This window comes from Spiroplasma endosymbiont of Zeiraphera isertana (assembly GCF_964030805.1).
GTDB lineage: Bacteria > Bacillota_I > Bacilli_A > Mycoplasmatales > VBWQ01 > Spiroplasma_E.
In genome coordinates this window covers 90,270-107,214 of sequence record NZ_OZ034965.1, presented here as the reverse complement: position 1 = coordinate 107,214, position 16,945 = coordinate 90,270, and the positions used below count along the sequence as shown (strand labels likewise).

The window sequence follows — 16,945 nt, the reverse complement described above, 5'->3', positions numbered from 1 at the left end:
AATTTTAAATTAAAAGTAATATTTTTATATCAGGGGTGATTTTTTGTGACTAATAATGAATTAATTGATGTTTTAAAAAACAAAAAAGATGAAGAATTTATAAAAATTATTAGACATTTTAAAAATAGAATTAAACAAATTGAGAAAAAAGAAAAATTAGATGCAATTGATAAAACATTTAAAGAAAAAGGAATTCAATGTCCAAATTGTAAATCTTATTGATGTGTAAAAAATGGTTTTAAGAATAATAAGCAAAAATATTTATGCAAAGATTGTAAAAGTAGCTTTGATGCTTTAAGAAATCATTTTTTTACATTGAAGTCATTTATCTCATGAACAATGAGATTGAATAATTTGATTGTCATTGTTAGGACAATCTGCTTATACTATTTCTCAATTTGCTAAAATTTCAAAAACATCAGCATGATTTAATCGTCAAAAATTTATGAAATCATCACAATTAGCAAAAACACAAAAACCATTCACAAAATTAAAAGGTAGAATTGAAATTGATGAAACTTTTATCAAAGAAATTCATAAAGGAAATTTCAAAAATCCAGATGATCCAAGAAAAAAATGAATTGAAGAAAATGCTGAAGATTTAAACTTTTGTATTGAAATGGCAATTGATGAAAATAAAAATATTTATGCTCAAACAACAAATACTAAAAGATTAACAAAAAAATGAGTACAAGAAAATTTAACATCTAAGCTTATCGAAGAAAAATCAATTATAGTTTGTGATATGCAAATACTATATGATACAGTAGCTAAACAAACAAAATGTACTCTCAAGAAATTTAAATCAAAAGAAAATAAAGAATTAAATTATAAAAATTTAAGTAATATCAGTAAAATACAATCAAGTTTAAAAGAATTTATTACTCATTATCATGGCATTGGATTTACCGATATTCAAAATTACCTCAATTTATGAAAATTTAAATACCAACATTATAAAATATCACCTTATGCAAAATCTGAAGCATTATATTTCAGTTTGTAAAAAAAATAAATCCCAAAATTAAATAAAATCAAATTTTAGGCCAGGTTGATGTTTTTTTTTATTTCATCAAGAGTTTTTTTGAAAATTAAAAGTTAATTCTTTATATAGACCTCCTGCTTTAAACATTGTTGTTAAATCTTCAATATTTTCTAGTAATAAATCTACTGCTTTTGATATTGGATCATTATTATTAAGATTATCTTTTTTAGCCATCTGTAACTCACTCTTTCTAGTCACTTAATTATATTTACTAGAATTAATTAAACACAGTTATTTTTGTAAGTTACACAGATTACTAAACATTACCCAATTTTGGTTAAAACTTAACTAATTGTAAAATACACAAAATTTGATAACATATAACTGTTATCCAATATATAAGTTTTAACCCATTACTTTATTTTTAAAAGTAAATGGGTTTTAATTTTTAAAAGGAGACATTAAAATGACAGACAAAACAAAATCTCAAACATATAATTTTCTATCAGAAAATAAATCCATAGAAGATATTAAAAAACAAACAAACATTGAAGTTATAGAAAAAAGTAGACATGGTGGATCAACATTTAAAATAATTGAAAAAATTACTGCTAATGATAAACAACTTAATGATGACCTATCCGAAAATATTGATGAAAATTTCGAAATAGTTGCTACTAATTTAACAGATAACGAAAAAGAACCAAAAACAAATAACGATATATTATCAAAATTGAAAAATTTATTACCGACTTCAATTTTAAATACAAAAGAAATATCAAAATTACAAACAACAATTCAAGAACAAGCAAAAGACATTCAGAAACTTAAAAAACAAATTGAAGAATTAAAAAAAACAAAAGAAAGTGATATTAATTTAACAAAATATACATATAATTCTGTAACAATTTATGATGAAAAACAAAGAAAAAAAACGGGAATTGAAAAAATTTACGAAGAAATTTTACCAATTAAAGATGAAATAATTTTTGTAACTACTCTTGTACATATTAATAATTCTATTACCGAAGAAGTGATTGATTTTCAAGAACTTACAAACGGTAATATTGAAGTCATGAAACAATTGAAAAAATATGAAAATATCAATAAATATAAAGATGATCTTCTCTTAATTGAACCAAATTCAAATCCAGAAAAAAATATTAAAATTGAACCTGTATCAATTAAAAAATTTTTAAGTGAACAAGAAAAAATATCAAACTGAAAAATATCAAAATCAGAATTAATAATATTTATTTCTCTTTCGTTATTAAGTATTACACTTTTAGCAATACCTGTTGCTGTACCAGCATTAGTCCCTATTATATCAACAATATTATGAGAAAAAACTTTAGTATCAATAGTAGGTATTGGTATTGCTTGAATTGTTAATAAAGGAATATGAACTATTGCAACAGAAAAAACAAAAAAAGTTGAAGTATGAATTAAACAAAAATTTTATTCATTAATTCGTAAAATACCATTTGTAAACAAAAGAAATCTTGGTAAAACTAAAGAAGAACTAGAAATTAAAAAAAATGTTGAAAAAAATATAGAAAATTTAACTAGTAATAAGTTAGAAACAAAATTAAAAACTCAATATGATATTTTAAAACAAGAATTAGATAATAGAAAAGATAAAAAACTAGACGAAATAATAAGTAATGAAACAATAAATCATAACTCAAATAGTATTTTAGAAAATTCAATTATTAAATCAAAAAATAATCATAATTTTGATTCATCTATACGAAATACAATAAATCAGCAAGAGCAACTGCCTTCAACAAGTTCAAATCATAACTGAAATAAAGTAAAATGCTTATTAACATAAGCAATAAGTAATAAATTTAATTAAATATTAAAGTCTTAATCACTATTTTTTAAAATAGTGATTATTCATTATTTATTACACATTTTTTGTTTGAAAAATATATAATTCTTCTTGGATATTTTAAGGATAGAAAAAAATATTCAAAAATATTGAAGAGAGGAATTTTACAATATGGAAAAATGAAGTCAAGCAAATAAAGATAAACGTGCAAAAGACGCTGAAAGAATAAACAAAGCATGAGGAGAAAAAAACGAACGTGAAAGACGAGAAAGAGTTGCTAATGCTCTTGGATTTGAAAAAGATAAAACAAAAGTAAACAGTGAAGCTTCAACAAGTAAAAGTCAAAGTTTTAGTAGTAAATCACAAAAAATGTAAAAAAATATATAAAGAGGTTGTAATTACAACCTCTTTATATATTTAAAATTGATTTTAAAAATATTATTTCATTAGACTTGGTGCAAAACCTTTAATTTTAACAATTTAACGATTATTATTAATATTAAAGGTGATAGTTATTATGTTGAAAAAATATAAAGATGATCAAGAATTTTATAGTTTAGTCGGCATAAAGCCACAAACATTTTATAAAATGCTTGAAATTTTAAAAATTGCTGAGTCTAAACAAAAATATTATGGTGGTAGAAAAAATAAAATTGTAATTGAAGAGCGTTTATTAATGACTTTAGAATATTGAAAAGACTATAGTAGTTATAGAGTTATTGCAAAAAGATATAATATTAGTCATACTAGTTGCATTCGTAATATTTTTTGAATTGAAAATATTTTAATAAAAAGCGGAATTTTTAATTTACCTGGAAAAAAATATTTAACAAAAAATAAAGGTACTAATAATAATTTGTTAGCTATTGATGCTACTGAAACTCCAATTGAAAGAATTAAAAAAAACTAAAATTACTTTTTTCGGGTAAAAAGAAACATCATTCTCTCAAATCCCAAATAATTATTGATATTTCCAATGGAAAAATTATTTCAACTGCTTTTTGTTTTGGAAGCATTAATGATTTTAAATTGCTTCTAAAATCTAAAAATTTTATTCATCCAGAAAAACAATTTTTTGTTGATTCAGGTTATCAAGGTATACAAAATATTCACAAAAATACATTTTTGCCATTTAAAAAAAGTAAATACAATCAATTAACACCAATTCAAAAAGAATACAATAAAACTTTAAGTAAAATTAGAATTAAAATTGAACACGTATTTGCTAAACTAAAACGTTTTAAAATTTTAAGTTTAAAATATCGCAATAAAATACGAAGATTTGCATTAAGATTTAATTTAATAGCAGGAATATATAATTTTGAATTACCTTAGTTTTGCACCAAGTCTATTTAATATTTTTGATACATGAGTTGAGATTACCGATGGTAAAGTAGTTATGTTATTAATAATTACCGATGACATAGTATCATTTCATGAATTGCTTTCCATATAAAATATCCTTTCAAAATAAAAACCTATTTGTTTAAAAATAAAACAATAGGTTCAAAACTATATTTAGTTTATAAAAATATTATAGTTAATAAATTTTTAAATATTAAATATTTCTATATTATGAAAAATAGAAAATAAAATTTTCAAGGTGGATAGGTTACACTTTATTGGACACTAATTACGTAGACAAGTGAACAAATTAGTTAAAAGAAAGGAACTATAATTATGGCCAATATTAACTCATATACCGACGAATTTAATAAACAAATAGTAGCTTTATATCAAAGTGGTAAGTCAGTGTCTTGTCTTGCTAAAGAGTACAATGTTACAAGAGCAGCTACTTATAATTGAATTAAGCAATTTACTAATTCAGGTAGTTTTAAATCTAAAGATAATCGTTCTGTTGAAGAAAATGAATTAATTAAATTAAGAAAAGAATTAAAACAGTTACGAATGGAAAATGATATTTTAAAGCAAGCAGCACTAATAATAGGCCGAAAATAGAGATTATTATCAATAATAAATGTAAATATAAAATTCGTACAATGTGTCGTTTTTTAAAGCTCTCTAAATCAACATATTATTTTAATTTCAAGAAAAAAGAAAAAAATCAAAATAATATGTATGATGAAGCTGTTATTAGTGCTTTTAAAGAAAATAAAGAAATTTATGGCACAAGAAGATTAAAAGTCATATTAGAAAAACAAGAAATTTATTTATCAAGACGAAAAATTAAAGAAATTATGAATAAACATAATTTAATATCAAAATACACTAAATTAAGACACAAAAATCATCATAATAAAGTCAATGATAGTCAAATAACTAATCTTGTTAATAGAAACTTTAAGAATAGGATTAAAAATGAAGTTATTGTTAGTGGTTTAACTTATGTTCAAGTAAATGGTAAGTGAAACTATATTTGTTTATTAATAGACCTATTTAACCGCGAAATTATTGGACATAGTGTAGGCACTAAAAAAGATGCATCATTAGTATATGAAGCATTTATGCAATCAAATCGCTGTTTAAAAGATATTCAAATATTTCATAGCGATCGAGGTAATGAATTTAATAATAAAATTGTTGATAAACTTTTACTAGCATTCAATATTACTCGCTCTTTAAGCAAAAAAGGATGTCCTTATGACAATGCTGTTGCTTAAGCAACTTTTAAAACTTTCAAAACAGAATTTATTAATGATAAAAATTTTACATCATTAATCCAATTAAAATTAGAATTATCTTTTAATTTTCAAAAAAACTCTTGATGAAATAAAAAAAATCATCAACCTGGCCTAAAATTTGATTTTATTTAATTTTGGGATTTATTTTTTTTACAAACCGAAATATAATGCTTCAGATTTTGCATAAGGTGATATTTTATAATGTTGGTATTTAAATTTTCATAAATTGAGGTAATTTTGAATATTGGTAAATCCAATGCCATGATAATGAGTAATAAATTCTTTTAAACTTGATTGTATTTTACTGATATTACTTAAATTTTTATAATTTAATTCTTTATTTTCTTTTGATTTAAATTTCTTGAGAGTACATTTTGTTTGTTTAGCTACTGTATCATATAGTATTTGCATATCACAAACTATAATTGATTTTTCTTCGATAAGCTTAGATGTTAAATTTTCTTGTACTCATTTTTTTGTTAATCTTTTAGTATTTGTTGTTTGAGCATAAATATTTTTATTTTCATCAATTGCCATTTCAATACAACAGTTTAAATCTTTAGCATTTTCTTCAATTCATTTTTTTCTTGGATCATCTGGATTTTTGAAATTTCCTTTATGAATTTCTTTGATAAAAGTTTCATCAATTTCAATTCTACCTTTTAATTTTGTGAATGGTTTTTGTGTTTTTGCTAATTGTGATGATTTCATAAATTTTTGACGATTAAATCATGCTGATGTTTTTGAAATTTTAGCAAATTGAGAAATAGTATAAGCAGATTGACCTAACAATGACAATCAAATTATTCAATCTCATTGTTCATGAGATAAATGACTTCAATAGACTTGGTGCAAAACTAAGGTAATTCAAAATTATATATTCCTGCTATTAAATTAAATCTTAATGCAAATCTTCGTATTTTATTGCGATATTTTAAACTTAAAATTTTAAAACGTTTTAGTTTAGCAAATACGTGTTCAATTTTAATTCTAATTTTACTTAAAGTTTTATTGTATTCTTTTTGAATTGGTGTTAATTGATTGTATTTACTTTTTTTAAATGGCAAAAATGTATTTTTATGAATATTTTGTATACCTTGATAACCTGAATCAACAAAAACTTGTTTTTCTGGATGAATAAAAGTTTTAGATTTTAGAAGCAATTTAAAATCATGAATGCTTCCAAAACAAAAAGCAGTTGAAATAATTTTTCCATTGGAAATATCAATAATTATTTGGGATTTGAGAGAATGATGTTTCTTTTTACCTGAAAAAAGTAATTTTAGTTTTTTTTAATTCTTTCAATTGGAGTTTCAGTAGCATCAATAGCTAACAAATTATTATTAGTACCTTTATTTTTTGTTAAATCTTTTTTTCCAGGTAAATTAAAAATTCCGCTTTTTATTAAAATATTTTCAATTCAAAAAATATTACGAATGCAACTAGTATGACTAATATTATATCTTTTTGCAATAACTCTATAACTACTATAGTCTTTTCAATATTCTAAAGTCATTAATAAACGCTCTTCAATTACAATTTTATTTTTTCTACCACCATAATATTTTTGTTTATACTCAGCAATTTTTAAAATTTCAAGCATTTTATAAAATGTTTGTGGCTTTATGCCGACTAAACTATAAAATTCTTGATCATCTTTATATTTTTTCAACATAATAACTATCACCTTTAATATTAATAATAATCGTTAAATTGTTAAAATTAAAGGTTTTGCACCAAGTCTATTGAAGAAAATGCTAAAGATTTAAACTGTTGTATTGAAATGGCAATTGATGAAAATAAAAATATTTATGCTCAAACAACAAATACTAAAAGATTAACAAAAAAATGAGTACAAGAAAATTTAACATCTAAGCTTATCGAAGAAAAATCAATTATAGTTTGTGATATGCAAATACTATATGATACAGTAGCTAAACAAACAAAATGTACTCTCAAGAAATTTAAATCAAAAGAAAATAAAGAATTAAATTATAAAAATTTAAGTAATATCAGTAAAATACAATCAAGTTTAAAAGAATTTATTACTCATTATCATGGCATTGGATTTACCAATATTCAAAATTACCTCAATTTATGAAAATTTAAATACCAACATTATAAAATATCACCTTATGCAAAATCTGAAGCATTATATTTCAGTTTGTAAAAAAAATAAATCCCAAAATTAAATAAAATAAAATTTTAGGCCAGGTTGATGATTTTTTTTTATTTCATCAAGAGTTTTTTTTGAAAATTAAAAAAAAAACTAAATTATTTTGGGAAATGTTCACTCGATATTGACATTTTGTTGTTATTTTATTGATTTATAAATTAAAAGGCGTAAAATTTCATATTAGCATATATTTTAAATTATTGAAAATATACGCATTAAAGATAAAGGAGTGTTTTTAGTGGAAAGTAGTAAAAATCTGTTTATTGTTAATCATCCTTTAATACAAGATAAATTAACAAGAATTAGAAATCACTTAACCCAAAAAAAAGATTTCAAAGAGAATTTAAGCGAAATTGCAACGTTAATGGCTTATGAAGTATTTAAAGATATTCCTCTTGATGAAATTGAAGTTGAAACACCCATTACTAAAGTTATTGGTAAAACATTAACCAAGACAATCATTCTTTCTCCGATTTTAAGAGCGGGATTAGGGATGACAAATGGATTTGAGTATGTAGTACCTAATGCAATTATTAGTCATGTTGGTATTTATCGTGATGAAGAAACTTTAAAACCACAAAAATATTTTTTTAAATATCCCAAAAATATTAAAAATATAAGTGATGCATTAGTATTTATCTTAGATCCAATGCTTGCTACTGGTGGTACTGCTGACGCTGCTATTAAAGAATTAAAAAAAGTAGGTTTTAAAAATATTACTTTAGTTTCCGTTGTAGGAGCACCAGTAGCTATTAAGAAAATTAATCATAATCATCCTGATGTTAAGATTTTTTTAGCAGCGTTGGATAAAGAATTAAATGATGATGGTTATATTGTACCTGGATTGGGTGATGCTGGTGATCGAATTTTTGGAACGAAATAAATATTTTAATGGAAAAAATTAGAAATAACCTTTTTCTTTCAATACTTTTTACAATGTTATGCTACTGATTATTAATTAATGTAGGATTAATTATAACGGTTATAATTAATACAAACCATTGGTTATTAATTGCTGGATTTAATATTGGTTTTATAGGAAATATGATTGGGTTATGCTTTTTATATTTATCGTCAAAATGATTAACCAACGGAATACATTTAAAACAAACCTTATCATATTTTGGATTCTTATTAAGAATGTTAATTTATGGTTCAATTATAGTTTTGAATATTTTCTTTGACTTTGCTAATATTTTTACTATAATTGCCGGAATGTCAATATTAATAGTTGCTACTATTACTGCAACATTATGTGTATATCAAAAAAATAACTTAAAAGAAGGAATTTAAATGGAAACTTTATATGGATTGGAAAGTTGGAATTATTTACAAATTATGCCACAATTGGTAACAATTTTGATAACAACAGTCTTTATCAGTGTTATTAGTTATATTTATTATTATAAAGTAAAACGAATGAAGCCTGATGAAGATCCAAGAGGTATTGTTTTAGTTGTTGAATTAATAATTAAATCAGTTGAAAAAATTGTTGTTGATGTTCTTGGCGTAAAGTATAAAAACCTGACAGTTTATTTGTTATATGTAATGGGTTATATTTTAATTGGTAATTGATTATCGATTATTGGTCTTGAATCACAGTCATCAATGTATACTGTTACTTTATCAATGGCATTAGTTACTTTTATTGGAATATATTATATTGCTATTAAATTTCAGAAACTTTTATTTTTTAAAAAATTTATTATTAACCCTCTAGAATTAATTACTCAATTTGCACCTTTGATTTCTTTATCTTTTCGTTTATTTGGTAATATTTTAGGTGGAAGTATTATTTTGGCAATGCTTTATGGGGTAACTGCTAATATTTGAAGTAATATCCCAATTATTGGTCAGATGAATTTATTAATTGGTGTAATTGGACCATTCTTACATATTTATTTTGATTTATTTGCTGGAAGTATTCAAGCCTTAATTTTTGGCACCTTAACTCTTGTTTATTGGAAGTTACAAATGGAAGAAGGAAGTTCTCATAAGGGAGAACTTACTATTAAATTACCAAGAAAACTTCGTAAACAACAAGCAATAAATCATGAAGAAGAAATTTATACCGAACGTTCAATTATGGAAAAAAAATAAAACACAAAAAGGAGAATTTATTTATTATGGAACTATTAACAACAGTAATGACACATGTCTTTCATTTTTTTAATCATTTAGCAACCGATCCTAATTCTTTAGTGGGTTTAAAGTTTGTTGGAGCTGGAATTTCAACTATTTCTTGTGCAGGAAGTGGAATTGGTCAAGGTTTTGCTGCCGGTAAAGCTGTTGAAGCGGTTGCTCGTAATCCTGAAGTAGAATCTAAAATTAGAACACAATTTGTTATTGGTGCAGCTATTGCCGAATCAGGTGCTATTTATGGATTAGTTGTTTCTCTAATTTTAATATTTGTAGCATAAGGTATTAAAAAATATTAAAAAGTAGGTGATTTTATGAATTTTAATTTCAATGATTTAGTATCAGGTGATGATATTGTTAATCAATTATTTCCCAATCTTCCTGTTTTTATTGCTCATATTTTTGCAACATTAATTTTATTAATGGTACTTTGAAGATGGGTTTATGCTCCGTTTCATAAGACTTTACATTCGCGACATTTAGTAATTAAAGAAAAACTTGATGATGCTGCTTGCAAGCAATCATTAGCTAATCAAGATCGTGGTGAAGCTAGTCAAATATTAAAAGCTGCTAAAATTGAAGCTCAGGAAATTATTGCTAATGCACAAAATGATGGTTACAATAAGCGTAAACAAATTATTGATAAAGCGCAAGAAGAGAGTATGCGTATTACTAATCAATCAAATCGTGATTTAGTTCGTGCTCGTAAAGAGGCAGAAGCAAATATTAACGAAGAAATCAAAGTAGTAGCATTAGAAGCAGCTAAAAAAATTATTGGTGCTGAAATGAATGCTAAAAAACATGAACAATTAATTACTGATTTTATTAAGAATTTGGAATAGTGGTGAAGTTAAATGATAGATGAAGGATTAGCTAATCAATGAAGTAATGGTCTTTTTCAATTAGCAAGAGAAATAAAAAAAATTACTCAATTTGCTGAAGAAAGTAATAAATTAATTGATATTTTTACTACTTATCCAGAATTTATTGATATTACTAGTAGTAGTAATATAACTATTGAAACACGTAAACAAATTATTAGTGAAACTTTTAAAAATCATATTGAACCATATATGTTAAATTTTTTCTTTTTGTTGATTGATGAACATCATTTCCGGTGTGTTCGTTTCATTTTAAAAGAATTTCGCAAATTATGTAATGAATATCAAGATGTAAACTATGGCATTATTTATTCAGTAATAGAACTTTCAAACCAACAAATAAATCAAATAAAATTGAAAATTGAGAAAGTCATTAAACATAAGATTAAAGTCGTTAACAAGATTGATAAATCATTAATTGGCGGTATTAAAGTTAAAGTACGGAATCAAGTTTTTGATGGTTCCGTTAAAGGTCAAATTGATCAATTAAAACAAGAATTATTAAGTAATGAATAGAGGTAAAACAAATGTCCTTAAACGTTAATCAAATTTCAGAAATTATAAAAAGCCAAATTAAAAATTATGGTAAAAAAATTAGTGCTAATGAGGAAGGCATTGTTGTTACTGTCGGTGATGGAATTGCACTAATTCATGGTTTAGATAAGGCTGTTAATGGTGAATTAGTATTTTTTCCTAAAAGTAATATTTATGGTATGGTTTTGAGTTTAGAAGAAACTGCTGTTGGTGTTACTTTAATGGGGGATGACACAGGTATCAAAGAAGGAGATATTGTTAGTAGAACAGGTAATGTTGTTGAAACACCGGTTGGTAATATGCTTTTAGGAAGAGTTGTTAATGCACTAGGGCAAAAGATTGATGGTAAAGGTCCGATTAAAACTACGAAAACTAGACCGATTGAAAGAATAGCGCTGGGTGTGATGACTAGAAAATCTGTATTAGAACCTTTAGCAACAGGATTATTATCAATTGATGCAATGATTCCGATTGGCAAAGGTCAACGAGAGTTAATAATTGGTGATCGTCAAACCGGAAAAACAACGATTGCTATTGATACTATTATTAATCAAAAGGGTAAAAATGTCTTTTGTGTTTATGTTGCTATTGGTCAAAAAGCTTCAACTGTTGCTCAAATTGTTGATAAATTAACACAACTAGGGGCAATGGAGTATACAACTATTGTTGCTGCTACTGCTAGCGAAGTTGCTCCTTTGCAATATATTGCTCCTTATACAGGAGTAACTATTGCCGAAGAATGAATGGAAGAAGGTAAAGATGTCTTAATTGTTTATGATGATTTGAGTAAACATGCAGTGGCCTATCGTGCTATTTCCTTATTATTAAGACGCCCACCAGGAAGAGAAGCTTATCCAGGAGATGTTTTTTATCTTCATTCACGTTTATTAGAGCGTGCAGCTAAATTAAATGAAAAACATGGTGGTGGGAGTATTACCGCCTTACCTATTATTGAAACACAAGCCGGTGATATTTCTGCATATATTCCTACTAATGTTATTTCAATTACTGATGGTCAAATTTTTTTAATGTCAGAATTATTTAATGCCGGAATTCGTCCAGCAGTTGATGTAGGTTTATCGGTTTCACGGGTAGGTTCATCAGCACAAATTAAAGCAATAAAACAAGCGGGTGGAACATTAAAATTAGAATTAGCACAATTTCGTGAATTACAAGCTTTTTCACAATTTGGTTCTGATTTAGATGAAAACACTAGAGCTGTTATTGAACACGGTAAACGTGCCATTGAAATTTTAAAACAAAAACAAAATGAGCCATTAAATCAAATTGATCAAGCAATTATTTTATTAGCAATTAAAAATAAGGCAATTAAATGATTACCAGTAGAAATGATGGATTCTTTTAAAAAGGAAGTAATAACTTATTTTCAAAAACAACAACGAAAAAGTTATTTAAAATTACAGCAAGATCAAGCGTTTAGTGAAGAGTTACAAGTGAGCATTAGTCAAGGCATTATGCAGGTTGTTTATAATTTGACCAATAAGCTAAATGACTATAATCCTAAAATATATGGTAGTCTTGAAGAATGGGAAACATTAATTAAAACATTCAAATAATGTATTTAGGAAGGTAAGGTGAAATATCATGGCTCAAAGCACGGAACAAATTAGACAAAAAATTAAATCTGTTAATACTAGTTATAAAATTACTAAAGCAATGCAACTAGTATCAACAGCTAAATTAAAAAAAGTAGGTAAAAGAATTGAGATGATTAAACCTTATTATTCTGAAGTTTATGATACATTCAATCAATTAATACCTAAATTAAGTAATTCAATTTATTTAAAAACAAAAGATCAAGTTATTAATAAAACAATATGAGTCGTTTTTAATTCTAATTTAGGATTATGTGGTGGTTTTAATAATAATTTAAATAAATTAGTACTAGAACAATATCAACCACAAGATGAAATAGTTGTTATTGGTAGTAAAGGAGTTTCATACTTTACTAATCATCATTGTAAAATTATGCAATCTTATACTGAAATTAACACTCAATCATCATATAATGATTCGCAAGAGATATCTTTGTTGTTACTTTCTAAGTTTAATAATAAAGAAACTGATGCTATTAAAATTGCATATACAAAATATGTAAATACGGTAACAGCAATTCCAACAATTATTGATTTATTACCAATTGTTTCTATTAAAACTAATCAAGAAAGTAATTTAATTCAAACTGATTTTGAACCAGACGCTAATACTGTTATTAATAGTGCTATTCCTTTATATGTTGGTGCCGTTGTTTATGGTGCATTAGTAGAATCACAAGTGTCAGAGCAAGCATTACGAAGATTAGCAATGGAAAATGCTTCAAATAATGCCAAAGAAATGAAAGATAAATTATTAGTAAGTTATAATCGTGCCCGTCAAGGTGCTATTACCCAAGAAATTTCAGAAATTATTGGTGGCGCTGATGCCCAATCATCATAATAAAGGAGTAAACTAAAATGAAAAATGCAACTAGTAAAAAATCTATAACAATTAAAGAAAAAAATGTTAGTGATAAAAACTCTTTAAAAAAAGATAACACTAAAGTTATTGCTAAAGTAAAAGCAAAAGTGACTAAAAAAGTAGTTAATAGCAAAGAAAGTGTTAAAAATAGTAAACAATTACCAACTAAACGAAATATTGGAAAAATTGTTCAAATTTCAGGTCCAGTTATTGATATTCGTTTTAATGATAATAGTTTACCTAATTTAAATAATGCTATTAGTATTGATAATAATGGTCAAAAATTAATTGTTGAAGTTGCAAAACATATTGGTGATGATAGTGTTCGTTGTATTTCAATGGGTCCAACTGAAGGATTACTACGCGGTCTTGAAGCAGTTGATTTAGGAATACCAATTAGTGTTCCTGTTGGTGAAGAAGTTTTGGGTAGACTTTTTAATGTATTGGGTGAAGTCATTGATGATGGTAAAGAACTTAAAACTAAATTAAAATATCCTATTCATCGTACACCTCCTAGTTTTGATGAATTACAATCAAAATCTGAAATTTTAGAAACAGGAATTAAAGTCATTGATTTATTAGCACCTTATGCTAAAGGTGGAAAAATTGGTTTATTCGGTGGAGCTGGAGTTGGTAAAACAGTTTTAATTCAAGAATTAATTAATAACATAGCTAAAGAACATGGTGGTATTTCTGTCTTTTCAGGAGTTGGAGAAAGAACACGTGAGGGTAATGATTTATATTATGAAATGCAAGAGTCAGGTGTTATTAGTAAAACTGCTTTAGTGTTTGGTCAAATGTCAGAACCACCAGGTGCTAGAATGCGTGTTGCATTAACTGGTTTAACAATTGCTGAATACTTCCGTGATGAAAAACAACAAGATGTATTATTATTTATTGATAATATATTTCGTTTTACACAAGCTGGTAGTGAAGTATCAGCTTTATTAGGAAGAATGCCTTCAGCAGTAGGGTACCAACCAACATTATCGACAGAAATGGGTGCTTTACAAGAACGTATTGTATCAACAACACGTGGTTCTATTACATCTGTACAAGCAGTATATGTACCAGCTGATGATTTAACTGATCCAGCTCCTGCGACAACATTTACTCACTTGGATGCCAAAATTGTTTTAGATCGTAATATTGCTGCTTTAGGGCTTTATCCTGCTGTTCATCCTTTACAATCTTCATCAAGAATGTTAGATCCTGCTATTGTTGGTCAGGAGCATTATGATGTTGCGCAAAGAGTTATTGAAACAATTCAACGTTTTTCTGAATTAGAACCAATCATTGGTATTTTAGGAATGGATGAGTTGAGTGAAGAAGATAAAAAAATAGTAGCTAGAGCAAGAAGAATTCGTAATTTTTGTTCACAACCATTTCATGTTGCTGAAAAATTTTCGGGTTTAAATGGTATTTATATTCCGATTAGTCAAACTGTTAATAGTTTTAAACAAATTTTAGATGGTGAATGTGATGATTTACCAGAGCAAGCGTTTTTATATGTAGGAACTATTGAACAAGCAATTGAAAAGGCAAAAAAATTGAGATAATTGAAGGTGATAGTATGGCATTAAATCTTAAAATTATTACTCCTGATGGTATTTTTTTCGATGGAGAAGTACAGTTAGTTAATGTTAAAACAACTGAAGGATATGTTGGTATTCTTGAATGGCATACACCTTTGATTGCTAATATTCAAATATCGAAAATGTCATTTAAAATTAAAGAAAAAATTCGTAATTTAACGATTTCTGGTGGACTTTTGGTAACTGATTTACATATGGTTCGTATTATTAGTGATAAAGTTGAATATACATCAATGTTAAAAGAGCAAGAAACAAAGGTATTTGATGAGCGTATTAAAAGGGTTAGTGGAGGTTAATAAATATGCATGATTCACATTTAATAAAATGAATAATTGAAATAAGTATTTATCTTTTTAGTTTTATTGCTAGCGGATTTGCTGTAAAAGCAATTCCTTTTAATAAATTTCTTGATCATAAAAGAATAAAAGAATCATGAATTTTATATATGTTAACAACTTTAGTTTTTACTTATTGTATTGGTACGTTAATTATTAAATTTATTGGTTTAGATATTTGGTTTAATTTAAATTAATACTTAAAATTAAAAAAATAAAAATAGTAAGTGTTTTAAAATACTTACTATTTTTTTAATTACCTGAGTTGTAAATATAAATGGGACAGTTTTTTAAAATAATTGTATTAAATCTATTGGTCTTTTATAAGAGAGCGATTTTCTGGGTGTAGAATTAATTTGAAATGCTATAAAATTTAAATCTTTTTGTTTATATGAAGATAGATCTGTAGATTTTGGTAAATATCTTCTTAAAATACCATTATTATTTTCATTTAAACCCCTTTGGCAAGGTTTACCAGGATCTGCAAAATAAATTTTGACATTACAAATTTTTTCGATTAATCTTCATTTACTAAATTCTTTACCACGATCAAAAGTAATGGTTTTAACTGTTCCTTTTTGTAACTTTGAAATAAATTTTATTATACTTTTCGTAATATTTTCTGATTTATGATTTTTATTTACTAAAGGAATTGCGGTTTTTGATCATATATCAGCCAAAGTAATAATAGAACTTTTATGATCTTTGCCAATGATAGTATCACCTTCTAAATGACCAAATTCTTGTATATTTTTAATATTAGGAATGATTAAATTTTTTTCATGAATAGACTTACAATTATTAATTTTGCCCCTAGTTTCTTTTTGTTTGTGAGATTTATTTTTGCCTTTTCTCAATAAGTTATTTTCATCAAAACCCATTCGATTTGTTTTAAACATGTTATATAAAGTTTTTGTTGAAATACTTTTTATTTTATTTTCCTTTAAAAAGTTAGCAATTATATCAAGAGCATACTTTTTAGTAATTAACAAATGATTAATACTATTAATTTCTGTTAAAGTTAAAATTATTAATTTTCTGCCTGCATTTTGTTTATTTTTTTGAAATTAATTCAATATTTCTAATGGCAATAAGTTTTTATTTAATAATCTACAAACTCTATGTACAGTTGATTTACTATAATCAACAATTTTTGCTATTTTACGAATCGAAAATCCATAATTTTTATATTCTTTTATTGCTATTATTGATTCAATACTCAGATACTTATACATTGCGCTAATTCCTTTCTTTTCTTAATTATAGAACTAACACAATTTAATTTTTATATAAGTGTCCTTTTTAATTTTACAATTAAAGTTACAATATATTATTAAAATTTATAG

At 25.3% G+C, this 16,945-nt stretch carries 24 protein-coding genes and 1 pseudogene; 20 read left to right on the top strand and 5 right to left on the bottom strand.

From position 1 onward, the window contains the following. The first annotated feature begins 45 nt into the window (after positions 1-45). Entirely contained in the window at positions 46-405 is a 360-nt protein-coding gene (locus AAHM78_RS00715; RefSeq protein ID WP_342254022.1) for an IS1/IS1595 family N-terminal zinc-binding domain-containing protein, read from the top strand. Beyond that, positions 365-1,006 carry a transposase gene (locus AAHM78_RS00710; protein WP_342254021.1) on the top strand — a complete coding sequence of 214 codons (642 nt, stop codon included), beginning with the start codon at positions 365-367 and terminating at the stop codon, positions 1,004-1,006. Before AAHM78_RS00715 ends, AAHM78_RS00710 begins: the two co-directional genes overlap by 41 nt. A gap of 18 nt (positions 1,007-1,024) precedes the next feature. Here AAHM78_RS00710 and AAHM78_RS00705 read toward each other — a convergent pair whose 3' ends face one another. Beyond that, positions 1,025-1,243, bottom strand: a complete 219-nt coding sequence (locus AAHM78_RS00705; RefSeq protein ID WP_342254020.1) for a hypothetical protein — start codon at positions 1,241-1,243, stop codon at positions 1,025-1,027. Between the two features lie 208 nt (positions 1,244-1,451). On the opposite strand from AAHM78_RS00705, the gene AAHM78_RS00700 reads away from it, so the two are divergent. The 7 genes from AAHM78_RS00700 (at position 1,452) to AAHM78_RS00670 (ending at position 5,440) form a co-directional block, all read left to right on the top strand. Beyond that, the gene (locus tag AAHM78_RS00700; RefSeq protein WP_342254019.1) at positions 1,452-2,819 is read left to right on the top strand and encodes a hypothetical protein; all 1,368 of its coding nucleotides are present in this window, start codon (positions 1,452-1,454) and stop codon (positions 2,817-2,819) included. 171 nt (positions 2,820-2,990) lie between these two features. After that, the gene (locus AAHM78_RS00695) at positions 2,991-3,194 is read left to right on the top strand and encodes a hypothetical protein (RefSeq protein ID WP_342254018.1); all 204 of its coding nucleotides are present in this window, start codon (positions 2,991-2,993) and stop codon (positions 3,192-3,194) included. Between the two features lie 142 nt (positions 3,195-3,336). Next, entirely contained in the window at positions 3,337-3,729 is a 393-nt protein-coding gene (locus AAHM78_RS00690) for a transposase family protein (protein WP_342253189.1), read from the top strand. A 50-nt stretch (positions 3,730-3,779) separates the two neighbouring features. Next, complete coding sequence (locus tag AAHM78_RS00685; RefSeq protein ID WP_342254959.1) at positions 3,780-4,154, top strand: transposase family protein; 375 nt, start codon at positions 3,780-3,782, stop codon at positions 4,152-4,154. Beyond that, positions 4,141-4,275 carry a hypothetical protein gene (locus AAHM78_RS00680; protein WP_342254017.1) on the top strand — a complete coding sequence of 45 codons (135 nt, stop codon included), beginning with the start codon at positions 4,141-4,143 and terminating at the stop codon, positions 4,273-4,275. Before AAHM78_RS00685 ends, AAHM78_RS00680 begins: the two co-directional genes overlap by 14 nt. Before the next feature lie 224 nt (positions 4,276-4,499). Further along, positions 4,500-4,778, top strand: coding sequence for a transposase (locus tag AAHM78_RS00675; protein WP_342254016.1), 279 nt, complete (start codon positions 4,500-4,502; stop codon positions 4,776-4,778). A gap of 41 nt (positions 4,779-4,819) precedes the next feature. After that, complete coding sequence (locus AAHM78_RS00670; RefSeq protein ID WP_342254015.1) at positions 4,820-5,440, top strand: IS3 family transposase; 621 nt, start codon at positions 4,820-4,822, stop codon at positions 5,438-5,440. Between the two features lie 171 nt (positions 5,441-5,611). Here AAHM78_RS00670 and AAHM78_RS00665 read toward each other — a convergent pair whose 3' ends face one another. Genes AAHM78_RS00665 through AAHM78_RS00655 form a run of 3 tightly spaced genes read right to left on the bottom strand, consistent with a single transcriptional unit; the run spans position 5,612 to position 7,136 of the window. Continuing rightward, positions 5,612-6,316 (bottom strand): IS1595 family transposase, encoded by a 705-nt coding sequence (locus tag AAHM78_RS00665; RefSeq protein ID WP_342254014.1) that lies wholly within the window; start codon positions 6,314-6,316, stop codon positions 5,612-5,614. 2 nt (positions 6,317-6,318) lie between these two features. Continuing rightward, positions 6,319-6,684 (bottom strand): transposase family protein, encoded by a 366-nt coding sequence (locus AAHM78_RS00660; protein WP_342254958.1) that lies wholly within the window; start codon positions 6,682-6,684, stop codon positions 6,319-6,321. 59 nt (positions 6,685-6,743) lie between these two features. Then, complete coding sequence (locus tag AAHM78_RS00655) at positions 6,744-7,136, bottom strand: transposase family protein (protein WP_342254013.1); 393 nt, start codon at positions 7,134-7,136, stop codon at positions 6,744-6,746. Positions 7,137-7,244: 108 nt separating this feature from the next. Between AAHM78_RS00655 and AAHM78_RS00650 the strand changes: the two genes are divergently transcribed. The 11 genes from AAHM78_RS00650 (at position 7,245) to AAHM78_RS00600 (ending at position 15,560) form a co-directional block, all read left to right on the top strand. After that, positions 7,245-7,631: a hypothetical protein gene (locus AAHM78_RS00650; protein WP_342252832.1), complete on the top strand. Its 387-nt coding sequence runs from the start codon at positions 7,245-7,247 to the stop codon at positions 7,629-7,631. A gap of 244 nt (positions 7,632-7,875) precedes the next feature. Next, complete coding sequence (upp, locus tag AAHM78_RS00645; protein ID WP_342254012.1) at positions 7,876-8,520, top strand: uracil phosphoribosyltransferase; 645 nt, start codon at positions 7,876-7,878, stop codon at positions 8,518-8,520. 8 nt (positions 8,521-8,528) lie between these two features. After that, on the top strand, positions 8,529-8,930 hold the full coding sequence (locus AAHM78_RS00640; RefSeq protein WP_342254011.1) for a hypothetical protein: 402 nt from the start codon (positions 8,529-8,531) through the stop codon (positions 8,928-8,930). Beyond that, on the top strand, positions 8,931-9,737 hold the full coding sequence (locus AAHM78_RS00635; protein WP_342254010.1) for a F0F1 ATP synthase subunit A: 807 nt from the start codon (positions 8,931-8,933) through the stop codon (positions 9,735-9,737). Positions 9,738-9,763: 26 nt separating this feature from the next. After that, positions 9,764-10,057 (top strand): ATP synthase F0 subunit C, encoded by a 294-nt coding sequence (gene atpE, locus AAHM78_RS00630; protein ID WP_342254009.1) that lies wholly within the window; start codon positions 9,764-9,766, stop codon positions 10,055-10,057. A 33-nt stretch (positions 10,058-10,090) separates the two neighbouring features. Beyond that, on the top strand, positions 10,091-10,618 hold the full coding sequence (gene atpF / locus AAHM78_RS00625; protein ID WP_342254008.1) for a F0F1 ATP synthase subunit B: 528 nt from the start codon (positions 10,091-10,093) through the stop codon (positions 10,616-10,618). A gap of 12 nt (positions 10,619-10,630) precedes the next feature. Next, on the top strand, positions 10,631-11,173 hold the full coding sequence (locus AAHM78_RS00620) for a F0F1 ATP synthase subunit delta (RefSeq protein WP_342254007.1): 543 nt from the start codon (positions 10,631-10,633) through the stop codon (positions 11,171-11,173). Positions 11,174-11,184: 11 nt separating this feature from the next. Then, positions 11,185-12,768: a F0F1 ATP synthase subunit alpha gene (gene atpA, locus AAHM78_RS00615; protein WP_342254006.1), complete on the top strand. Its 1,584-nt coding sequence runs from the start codon at positions 11,185-11,187 to the stop codon at positions 12,766-12,768. A 28-nt stretch (positions 12,769-12,796) separates the two neighbouring features. Continuing rightward, positions 12,797-13,648, top strand: coding sequence for an ATP synthase F1 subunit gamma (atpG, locus tag AAHM78_RS00610; protein ID WP_342254005.1), 852 nt, complete (start codon positions 12,797-12,799; stop codon positions 13,646-13,648). Between the two features lie 17 nt (positions 13,649-13,665). After that, a complete protein-coding gene (gene atpD / locus AAHM78_RS00605; protein WP_342254004.1) occupies positions 13,666-15,228 on the top strand; it encodes a F0F1 ATP synthase subunit beta in 1,563 nt (520 codons plus the stop codon). Positions 15,229-15,242: 14 nt separating this feature from the next. Continuing rightward, the gene (locus AAHM78_RS00600) at positions 15,243-15,560 is read left to right on the top strand and encodes a F0F1 ATP synthase subunit epsilon (protein ID WP_342254003.1); all 318 of its coding nucleotides are present in this window, start codon (positions 15,243-15,245) and stop codon (positions 15,558-15,560) included. A 329-nt stretch (positions 15,561-15,889) separates the two neighbouring features. On the opposite strand, the pseudogene AAHM78_RS00595 reads toward AAHM78_RS00600, so the two are convergent. Further along, a pseudogene (locus tag AAHM78_RS00595) lies at positions 15,890-16,834 on the bottom strand (IS30 family transposase). Between the last annotated feature and the right edge of the window lie 111 nt (positions 16,835-16,945).